This is a genomic window from Streptomyces cucumeris, assembly GCF_024295805.1.
Classification (GTDB): Bacteria; Actinomycetota; Actinomycetes; order Streptomycetales; family Streptomycetaceae; genus Streptomyces; species Streptomyces cucumeris.
Map to the genome: position 1 here is coordinate 19,493 of NZ_JANCLX010000063.1, position 11,063 is coordinate 30,555.

Genomic DNA, 11,063 nt, shown 5'->3' on the forward strand with positions numbered 1-11,063 from the left:
GGTGCCGGTGCGGGAGTCAGTCCGCGACGCCAAGGTCCGACCTCCCCCAGAACATCTGGAGCTCCTGGATCAGACCGCCGGTGCCCGCCCGCATCATCACCACGTAGTCCCAGGTGATGCGCTTGTTCTCGGGAGAGGCCGGCTTCGTCAGCCAGCCCCGGTCGGCGAACACCGGCCCCAGCGGCAGGTAGTTCATGGTGGCGGTGACGGGCACCAGGACATGCTTACCGTCCTGGCCCGCGACCGGCTGGCCCGGCACCTCCTCGATCTCCGCCGCCACCAGCTCCTCGAAGTGCGCGCGCAGCGCGTCCCGCCCGGACCTGCGGTCGGAGCCGACCGGATCCTCGAAGGACACCTCGTCCGCGTAGAGTTCGAGCAGCCCGTCCACGTCCGCGGCGTTCATCCGACGGCTGTGCTCGAGGATGAGCTTCTTCCGGCTTCGCTCGTCAATCAACGTGTACTCCCGTGTGCTCTCCGTCGCTGTCGCCCCGGCCGAGGTCCTGGTCGATGAACTGGAAGATCTCGTCGGCCGAGGCGTCGTGGATGCGGCCGCTCACCGCGGTGCCCTCCGGCTCACCGCCGTCCGGTCCGGCCAGCTTCGCCACCGTGGTCCGCAGACGCCGGTGCAGGGCGCCGCGCGCGGTCTCGTCCTGGGCGGCTGCCAGCAGGGCGCCTTCCAGCCGCTCCAGCTCGCCCAGCAGCGCGGGCAGCGGATCGGCCTTCTCGGGCGCCAGCTCGGTGTGCAGATGCGCCGCCAGTGCCACCGGGTTGGGATGGTCGAACACCAGCGTGGTGGGCAGCCGCAGCCCGGTGACCGCGGTCAGCCGGTTGCGCAGCTCGATCGCGGTGAGCGAGTCGAAGCCGACCTCCAGGAAGCCGCGCTCGGTGTGGATCCGGCCCGGGTCGGCGTGGCCGAGGGCCGCCGCGGCGTGGGTGAGCACCAGATCCAGCAGGGTGCGGTGCTGTTCGGCCGGTGGCAGCGCAGCCAGATGCCCGGCCCAGTCGGTGTGCGGCCGTGCCGAGGCCGCCGTGCGCCGCGCGGCGCCGCCACCGGTGAGGGCGCGCAGCGGAGCGGGCAGGGTGAGCGCGGGCTGACCGGCCAGCGCCCGTACGTCCAGGTCGAGGGCGATGAGCTGGGGGGCGCCGTGCAGGACGGACGCGTCCAGCAGGGCGAGCGCCCGTTCACGGGACATCGCGCCGATACCCGAGCGGGCCAGCCGGGCCCGGTCCCCGTCCGCCAAGTGGCCGGTCATACCACTGGCGTCGGCCCACAGCCCCCACGCCACCGACACGGCGGGCAGCCCACGGGCGCGCCGGTGGGCGGCAAGGGCATCACAATAGGCGTTCGCCGCAGCGTAGTTGGACTGCCCGGAAGCGCCCAGAGTCCCCGCAGTCGAGGAGAACACGACGAACGCGCGCAGCGGCAGTTCCGCGGTCGCGGTGTGCAGCACGGCCGCCGCGGTGGCCTTCGGACGCCATACGCGGGCCAGCCGCTCCGGGTCCTGCGAGGTGACGACGGCGTCGTCCAGCACGCCCGCGGCGTGGATGACACCGGTCAGCGGATGCTCCGGGCCGATCCCGTCGAGCAGGCGGGCGACCTCCTCCGGGTCGGTGACATCGGCCGCGGCGATCCGTACCCGGGCGCCCGCCTCGGCCAGCCGGTCGCTCAGTTCCTTCGCGCCCGGCGCGTCGGCTCCCCGACGGCTGACCAGCAGCAGATGGCCGACCCCCCAGGTGCGCACCACGTGTTCGGCCACCAGAGAGCCCAGGGTGCCGGTGCCACCGGTGATCAGCACCGTGCCCTCGGGGTCGAGCACCCCGGAGACCTCCGGGGCGGTGTCGCCGTCCGCTACGGCCGCGGCGCCCGCGCTCGCCCGCGCCATCCGGGGGACCAGCACCTCACCCTCGCGCACCGCAAGCTGTGGTTCCTGGAGCTCCAGCGCCCGCAACACCGCGTCCGGCACGTTTCCTGTGTCCGTGTCTGTCTCCGCGTCCGTGTCCGTGTCGAGGTCGAGCAGGACGAACCGGCCCGGGTTCTCGGACTGTGCGCTGCGGATCAGTCCCCAGGCACCGGCGCCCGCCGGACCGGTCCCGGCGGTGTCGTCCGGTCCCGTGCCGGCGGTGGACGAGGCTCCGGCCACCACGCCGCGGGTGACGACCACCAGCCGCGCGTCGGCCAGCGCGGGTCGTGCCAGCCAGCCCTGCACCAGCCCGAGCAGCCGTTCGGTCACACCCAGTCCGTCGCGGTCGTCCGTGTCATCGGCCCGAGCCGTCGCCAGAACGACCGAGGGGGGTGCTTCACCCGCCTCCATCGCATCGAGGAGCGCGTCCAGGTCCCGATGGCGCACCACCGTCGGGGCCTCCGGGTCCGTATCGGCCGTGACCGCCTCCGCCAGACCCCAGCGGTCCTCGCCGAGCACCACCCAGCCGCCGTCACCGGCTACCGACCACGACGGCCCACCGGACACCGGCGCGGGCAGGGCGACCCAGTCCAGCGTGAACAGCCCGTCCACCTGGCGTCCGGCGGCAGTGGTCCGCAGCCGGTCGGTGGCGGCGGGACGCGTCACCAGCGAATCCACCGTCAGCACCGGGGCACCCACCGCGTCGGCCACCGTCAGCCGCAGTGTCTGCCGTTGCTCGTCCCGCGACAGCCGCACCCGTACGGTGGTCGCCTCGGCCGCCCACAGCGAGACACCGTTCCAGACGAACGGCAGCCACACCTGGCCGTCGTCCTCCTGTCCCTCCGGTCGGTCCACGAGCAGTGAGGTGTGCAGCGCCGCGTCCAGCAGTGCCGGGTGGATCCCGAAACCGCCGCGGTCACCGGCCGCGTCGGGGAGGACCGCCTCGGCCAGTACGTCCGCCCCGTCGCGCCAGGCGGCCGTCAGCCCCTGGAACGCCGGACCGTAGCCGTAACCGGCCGCCACCGCGTGCTCGTAGAAGTCCCCGATGTCCAACGGCTCGGCACCCGGCGGGGGCCACGCTCCGGCCAGCCCTTCCGCCTGCGCGGGGGCCGACGAAGGGGGGCCCAGCACACCTGTGGCGTGGCAGACCCAGTCCGTGTCCGCCCCGGGTCCGTCCGCCCGGTCGGGGGCGGAGTACATCCGCACCTCACGCCGTCCGTCCTCCCCGGCGGCGGCCACCGCCACTTGGACCCGCAGCCCACCGGACTCGGGCAGCACCAGCGGGGCCTGGAGCGCCAGCTCCTCCACCGCACCGCAGCGGACCTCGTCGGCAGCTCGCAGCGCCCACTCGACCAGTACCGCGCCGGGCGCGAGTGCCGTACCGGCCACCACGTGTTCGGCCAGCCACGGGTGGGTGCGCGCGGACAGCCGCCCGGTGAGCAGCCGTGCGGTGCCGTCGGCGAGTTCCACGGCGGCGCCGAGCAGGGGGTGGTCCGCGGCGGCGAGCCCCAGGCCGGCCGGATCGCCGCCCGGTCCGCTCTCCGGGTCCAGCCAGTACCGTTCGCGCTGGAAGGCGTAGGTCGGCAGGTCCACCACGGGTGGGGCCGGGTCGGTGCGGAACCACCGTGCCCAGTCCACCGTCACCCCGGCCGTGAACGCCTGCGCCACCGAGCGGGCGAACTGGCGCGGGCCGCCGTGGTCACGGCGCAGGGTCGGCACCGCCGCCGCCTCGACCCCCGCCTCCTCGAAGGTTTCCTGGAGTCCGACGGTGAGGACGGGGTGGGTGCTGGCCTCGATGAAGACGCGGTGGCCGTCGTCGAGCAGGGCGCGGACGGTGTCCGCGAACCGTACGGGTTCCCGCAGGTTCGCCACCCAGTACGCGGTGTCCAGCTCACTGGTGTCCATCCGGCGCGCCGTGACCGTCGAATAGAACCCCACCGTCGACCGGACCGGAGCGATCCCGGCGAGGATGTCCGCCAACTCCTCCGCGATGTCGTCGACTTGGGTGCTGTGGGAGGCGTAGTCGACGTCGATGAGTCGGGCGCGGTGGCCTTGGTTTTGGGCGGTGGTGAGGATGTGTTTGATTTGGTCGGGGGGTCCTGAGATGACGGTGGAGTGGGGTCCGTTGGTGGCGGCGATGCCGGTGTCGGGGGTGTGGTGGGTGTGTTGGTCGAGGAGTGTTTGGGTGTGGTGGTGGCTGAGGTTGAGGGAGGCCATGGCGCCGTGGCCGGTGAGGCTGCGTAGTGCGGTGCTGCGGAGGGCGACGATGCGGGCGCCTTCGTCGAGGGTGAGTGCTCCGGCGACGCAGGCGGCGGCGATTTCGCCTTGGCTGTGGCCGATGACGGCGGTGGGGGTGACGCCGTGGTGGTCCCATAGGGCGGCGAGGGAGGTCATGACGGCCCAGAGGATGGGTTGGATGATGTCGACGCGGCTGAGGTCGGTTGTGTCGATGCCGCCGCGCAGGGCGTCGGTGAGGGACCAGTCGACGTAGGGTGCGAGGGCTTGTTCGCATTCGGTGATCCGGGCCGCGAAGACGGGTGAGGTCTCCAGCAGTCCGGCACCCATACCCACCCATTGCGAGCCCTGGCCGGGGAACACCAGCACCGGACCGGCACCACCCGCGCCCAGACCACCCACCGCCGCGGCGCCGCCCGGCTCGATCACATCCGGATGTGTCTCCCCGGCGGCCAGTGCCTTCAGCCCGGCCATCAGCTCTTCGCGGTTCTCACCGATGACCACGGCGCGGTGGTCGAACGCCGACCGGGTGCTGATCAGCGACCAGCCCACCCCGGCGGGGGACAACTCGGCGTCGGACGCGACCCGTTCGGCCAGCGCCGCCGCCTGACCACGCACCGCGGGACCGTTGTGTGCGGAGACCACCCACGGCACCACACCGCCCGCGGTCGTACCGTCCTCCTGCGCCCCCTCGGCCGGCTCCACCGTCCCGGTGGGCTCAGGGGCCTCCTCCAGGATCAGATGCGCGTTGGTGCCGCTGATGCCGAACGAGGAGATACCGGCCCGGCGCGGATGACCACGGTCCGGCCAGGTCATCGGCTCGGCGAGCAACCGCACCTGACCCGCGGTCCAGTCCACGTGCGGGGTCGGCTCGTCGATGTGGAGCGTCGCGGGGAGATGGGCGTACCGCAACGCCTGCACCATCTTGATGACACTGGCGACACCCGCCGCGGCCTGGGTGTGGCCGATGTTGGACTTGACCGAGCCGAGCCACAGCGGCTGGTCGTCCGGGCGTTCCTGGCCGTAGGTGGCCAGGAGTGCCTGGGCCTCGATCGGGTCGCCCAGGGTGGTGCCGGTGCCGTGTGCCTCGACCGCGTCCACCTCGGTGGCCGACAGGCGGGCGTTGGCGAGTGCCTGCCGGATCACGCGCTGCTGGGACGGGCCGTTGGGTGCGGTGAGTCCGTTGCTGGCACCGTCCTGGTTGACGGCCGAACCGCGGATGACCGCGAGCACGCGGTGGCCGTTGCGCCGGGCGTCGGACAGCCGCTCCAGCAGCACCAGGCCGACGCCCTCGGAGAACCCGGTGCCGTCGGCCGCCGCCGCGAACGCCTTGCAGCGCCCGTCCGGGGAGAGCGCCCGCTGCCGGGAGAACTCGGTGAAACCACCGGGCGTGGCCATCACCGTGACCCCGCCGGCCAGCGCCAGGGAACACTCCCCGTTGCGCAGCGCCTGGGCCGCCAGATGGGTGGCGACCAGCGACGATGAACACGCGGTGTCCACCGTCACCGCGGGCCCCTCCAGACCGAACGAGTACGCCACCCGGCCGGACACCACACTGCCGAGGTTCCCGGTGGCGACGTAGCCCGCCGAGTCACCGGTCGTCTGGCCGATGAGCGACAGATAGTGGTAGGCGTCCACCCCGGCGAACACACCGGTGTCGCTGCCGCTCAGCGCGTCGCGGTCCAGTCCGGCCCGTTCGAACGCCTCCCACGCGGTCTCCAGCAGCAGCCGCTGCTGGGGGTCCATCGCCGCGGCCTCACGCGGGTTGATCCCGAAGAAGTCCGCGTCGAAGTCGGCCACGTTGCGCAGGAAGCCGCCGTCCCGGGCGCTGCTGGTCCCGGCGTTCTCCGGGTCCGGGTGGTACAGCCCGTCGAGGTCCCAGCCGCGGTCGGCGGGGAACGGCGAGATGACGTCCTCGCCGTCGGTGACCACCCGCCACAGGTCCTCGGGCGTCTCCACGTCACCGGGGAAGTGACAGGCCATCCCGATGATGGCGAGCGGCTCGCGGGCGCTTTCCTCGACCTCCTGCAACTGCCGCCTGGCCAGTCGCAGATCGGCGGTCGCCCGTTTGAGATAGCTGCGCAGCTTCTCGTCATCCGTCATGTCGCATCAACCCGATCGTTGCGGCCGTCGTGAGTCATCGCGGAGTCTCGTCGGAGGGGACACTGAGTTCGTGGTCGAGCACGTGGAACAACTCCTCGTCGCTGGCCGACTCCAGATCGTCCCGGCCCTCGTCCACCGGGACCGCGCCGCCGTCCACCGTGCGCAGCAGCTTGCGCAGCCGGGCCGCGATCCGCGTCCGCTGGTCCCGGTCCCCGAGCACCGCCTCCACGGCCGCCTCGACGGAGTCCAGACCGGCGAGCAGCGCGTCACACGCCGTTCCGGAGTCCGGTGCCAGCAACTCCTGGAGCATCCGGACGACGGCCGTGGGAGTGGGGTGGTCGAAGACCAGTGTGGCGGGCAGCCGGAGGCCGGTGGCGGCGCCGAGCCGGTTGCGCAGCTCCACGGCGGTGAGGGAGTCGAAGCCGAGCTCCCGGAAGTTCTGCGTGGGATGCACGGACTCCGCCGCGTCATGCCCCAGGACCGTCGCGGTGTGCGCCCGCACCAGCTTCAGCAGCGCCTGCTGCCGGTCCTCCGCCGTCATCGCGGTGAACGCCTCGGCCGACCCCGTGCCGGAGGCCGCCCCCGGCACCGCACCGGACACCGCCCGCGGTGTGCCGCGCACCAGGCTTCGGAAGAGCGCCGGAACGTCGTCGCCACCGGCCCGTCCGCGCAGCGCGGCGAGGTCCAGCCGGATGGGCGCCAGCGTGGGAAGTCCGCTGGTCAGGGCGGTGTCGAGCAGCGCCAGACCCTCGTCGGTCTCCAGCCCCACCATACCGGCCCTCGCCAGCCGGGCCCGGTCCGTGTCGGTCATCCCACCGGTCATCCCGGTCGCCTGCGCCCAGTAGCCCCATGCCAGCGAGGTGGCGGGCAGCCCCTCGGCGTGGCGGCGATGGGCCAGGGCGTCCAGGAAGGCGTTGGCCGCCGCGTAGTTGCCCTGGCCCGCGGCCCCCAGCAGCCCGGCGGCCGCGGAGAACAGGACGAACGCCGACACCCCCAGGTCCCGGGTGAGTTCGTGCAGATGCCAGGCCGCATCGGCCTTCGCCCGCAGTACACCGTCGAGCCGCTCGGGGGTGAGCGCTTCGATGGTGGCGTCGTCCAGCAGCCCCGCCGCGTGGACGACCGCGGTCAACGGATGCGCCCCGGGCACCTGTTCCAGCAGTTTGGCCAGGGCCGCCCGGTCGGCGATGTCACAGCCCGCGACGGTCACCTCCGCGCCGAGTCCCGTCAGCTCCGCCACCAGCTCGGCCGCGCCCGGTGCGTCCGGTCCACGACGGCTGACCAGCAGCAGCCGCCGCGCCCCGTGACGGGTCACCAGATGATGTGCGGTGGCGGCGCCGAGTGTGCCGGTCCCACCGGTGATCAGTACGGTGCCGTCCGGGTCCAGGGAGGCCGGGATCGTCAGCACGATCTTCCCGATGTGGCGCGCCTGACTGAAGTGGCGGAACGCCTCGGGTGCCCGGCGGATGTCCCACAGCGTGGTCGGCAGCGGCCGCAGGGTGCCGTCCTCGAACAGCGCGGACAGTTCGGCCAGCATCCGCTGGATACGGTCCGGACCGGCACCGCTCACGAGGTCGAACGCGCGGTAGGTGACCCCCGGATACTGGTCGCCGGTCCGCTCGGGGTCCCGGACGTCGGTCCGCCCCATGTCGATGAAACGCCCGCCCGGACCCAGCAGCCGCAGCGAGGCGTCGATGAACTCGCCGGCCAGCGAGTTGAGCACCACATCGACGGTGCCCGCGGCGTCCCGCACCCGGTCCTCGAAGTCCAGACTGCGGGACGAGGCGATATGAGCGTCGTCGAAACCGCGTCCGCGCAGCGCGTGCCACTTCCCCGGACTGGCGGTGGCGTACACCTCGGCGCGCCAGTGGCGGGCCAGTTGCACCGCCGCCAGACCCACACCGCCGGTGGCGGCGTGCAGCAGCAGCTTCTCCTCGGCGCGCAGTCCGGCGAGATCGGCGAGACCGTAGTAGGCGGTCAGGAACGCGGACGGGGTCGTAGCCGCCTCGGCGTACGACCACCCGGCCGGGATGTGGGTGATCAGCCGGCTGTCGGTGATGACCAGCGGTCCGGTACCGTTGAACAGCCCCATGACCCGGTCGCCCACACCGAACCGGTCGGTGTCCGGGCCCACCTCCACGACCACCCCCGCGCCGTCGCCGCCGAGCGGCCGGGGATCCTCCACCATGCCCAGCGCCACGACCACGTCGTGGAAGTTCACTCCGCCCGCCCGCAGCGCCACCCGGACTTCGCCGGGACCCAGCGGCCGGGTGTTCTCCGGGCAGTCGACCAGCGCCAGATGGTCCAGACTGCCGTGACCGGTGAGCCCGAGGCGCCACGCCGTCGAACCCTCCGGCGGGGACAGCAGCCCGGCCGCGTCGTCCTGGACGAGACGCGGTACGTACGACTGCCCTTCACGCAGGGCGAGTTGCGGTTCACCGGAGGCCGCCGCGCCCGCCACCGCCGCCCGCGAGCTCTCCGCGCCGTCGAGGTCGAGCAGCAGCAGCCGCCCCGGGTTCTCGGACTGGGCGCTGCGCACCAGCCCCCAGACGGCGGCGCCGGGCAGATCGTGGACGTCGCCGTGGCGGTGGATGGCGACCGCTTTATGGGTGACGACGGCCAGCCGGGTGGCGGCCAGTTCGGGCGCGGCCAGGAACTCACGCAGCAGCGACAGGGCCGCGGCGGTGCGGGTGTGGGTGTCCTCGACGGGACCGTGACCCTCGACGGGAGCGGGTCCGTCGGGGGCGGTGACGGAGACGAACACGACGTCGGGTGCCGGTGTGCCGTCCGCCACGGCGGCCCGGAGCGCGGTCAGGTCCGGATGGCACGGCGCGCCGGGCAGCGCGTCGGCCAGCGGACCGGAGCCGGAGACCAGGACGGCCGGAGCAAGAGTGGCCGCGGCGTCGTCCGTGGAGTCCGCGGCTCGCTCCCACCGTAGCTGGAACAGTGTGTTCCGGCCCGCGGTACGGGCACCCAGCCGGCCGTCCGGGACCGGCCGCAGGACCAGGTCGGCCACCGTCACCACCGGCGTTCCGGCCGGATCGGCGGCGGTCAGGGTGAGCCGGTCCGCCGCCGTGGGCGTGAGCCGGATCCGCAGGGTGTCCGCCCCGGTCGCCCGCAGTCGCAACCCGCTCCAGGAGAAGGGCAGCAGCACCCGGTGCGCATCCTCGGACGCGGGATCGACGGCCAGGGCCCGGACGTGCAGCGCGGCGTCGAGCAGGGCGGGGTGGACACCGTACGCGCCGGCGTGAGCGCGCTCGCCCTCGGGCAGTGCCACCTCGGCGTAGAGGTGGTCGCCGAGCCGCCACGCGGCGGTGAGCCCCTGGAAGGCCGGGCCGTAACCGTAGCCGTGGTCGTCCAGACCTCGGTAGAAGTCCGCGACGGGCAGCGGGGTGGCGCCCTGAGGCGGCCACGCGCCCTTCAGTCCCTCGGCGTCCGTCGTGGCGGAGTCGGTCCCGGTGGTGCTCAGCACACCTGTCGCATGCCGCGTCCAGACCCCGTCGCCGGTGTCGTCCGCCGGACGCGAGTGCATGGTCAGACTGCGGTCACCGGTGGCGTCAGGGGCGGTGACCGCGATCTGCACATCCACCGCCGCGCCCTCCGGAATCACCAGTGGCGCGTACAGCGTCAGCTCCGACACCCCGTCACAGCCGGTCCGGGCGGCGGTGTGCAGCGCGAGCTCGGCGAAGGCGGTTCCCGGGAGCAGCACGGTGTCCAGCACCCGGTGGTCGTTCAGCCAGGGGTGGGCGCGCGGCGAGAGCCTCCCGGTCAGCAGATGCGTACCGTCCTCGGCGAGTTCCACCGCGGCGCCGAGCAGCGGATGCCCCGCGGCCACCAGACCGAGGTCACCGGGGTCGCCGCCCCGGCCGCCACGGTGGTCCAGCCAGTACCGTTCGCGCTGGAAGGCGTAGGTCGGCAGGTCCACCACGGGTGGGGCCGGATCGGTGCGGAACCACTGTGCCCAGTCCACCTCGGCGCCCGCCGCGAACGCCTGCGCCACCGAACGCATCAGCTGGGCCCGGTCGCCGTGGTCACGCCGCAGCGTGGGCACCGCCACGGCAGGTACGCTGGCCTCTTCGAAGGTTTCCTGGAGTCCGACGGTGAGGACGGGGTGGGTGCTGGCCTCGATGAACATGCGGTGGCCGTCGTCGAGCAGGGCGCGGACGGTGTCCGCGAACCGTACGGGTTCCCGCAGGTTCGCCACCCAGTACGCGGTGTCCAGTCCACTGGTGTCCATCCGGCGCGCGGTCACGGTGGAGTAGAACGCCACCTCCGCCTGTACGGGTTCGATCCCGGACAGCAGTTCCCGGAGCTCTTCGGCGATGTCGTCGACTTGGGTGCTGTGGGAGGCGTAGTCGACGTCGATGAGTCGGGCGCGGTGGCCTTGGTTTTGGGCGGTGGTGAGGATGTGTTTGATTTGGTCGGGGGGTCCTGAGATGACGGTGGAGTGGGGTCCGTTGGTGGCGGCGATGCCGGTGTCGGGGGTGTGGTGGGTGTGTTGGTCGAGGAGTGTTTGGGTGTGGTGGTGGCTGAGGTTGAGGGAGGCCATGGCGCCGTGGCCGGTGAGGCTGCGTAGTGCGGTGCTGCGGAGGGCGACGATGCGGGCGCCTTCGTCGAGGGTGAGTGCTCCGGCGACGCAGGCGGCGGCGATTTCGCCTTGGCTGTGGCCGATGACGGCGGTGGGGGTGACGCCGTGGTGGTCCCATAGGGCGGCGAGGGAGGTCATGACGGCCCAGAGGATGGGTTGGATGATGTCGACGCGGCTGAGGTCGGTTGTGTCGATGCCGCCGCGCAGGGCGTCGGTGAGGGACCAGTCGACGTAGGGTG

The 11,063-nt window shown here is 72.9% G+C and carries 3 protein-coding genes; all 3 read right to left on the reverse strand.

The window, feature by feature from the left end; all coding sequences use genetic code 11:
• Positions 1-16 precede the first annotated feature (16 nt).
• Entirely contained in the window at positions 17-454 is a 438-nt protein-coding gene (locus NMK44_RS41110) for a nuclear transport factor 2 family protein (RefSeq protein WP_254753207.1), read from the reverse strand.
• Positions 447-6,239, reverse strand: a complete 5,793-nt coding sequence (locus NMK44_RS41115) for a type I polyketide synthase (protein ID WP_254753209.1) — start codon at positions 6,237-6,239, stop codon at positions 447-449. The genes NMK44_RS41110 and NMK44_RS41115 overlap by 8 nt, the downstream gene beginning before the upstream one ends.
• A gap of 34 nt (positions 6,240-6,273) precedes the next feature.
• Positions 6,274-11,063 (reverse strand): SDR family NAD(P)-dependent oxidoreductase (locus tag NMK44_RS41120; RefSeq protein ID WP_254753211.1); only part of this gene is annotated, 4,790 nt, incomplete at its 5' end.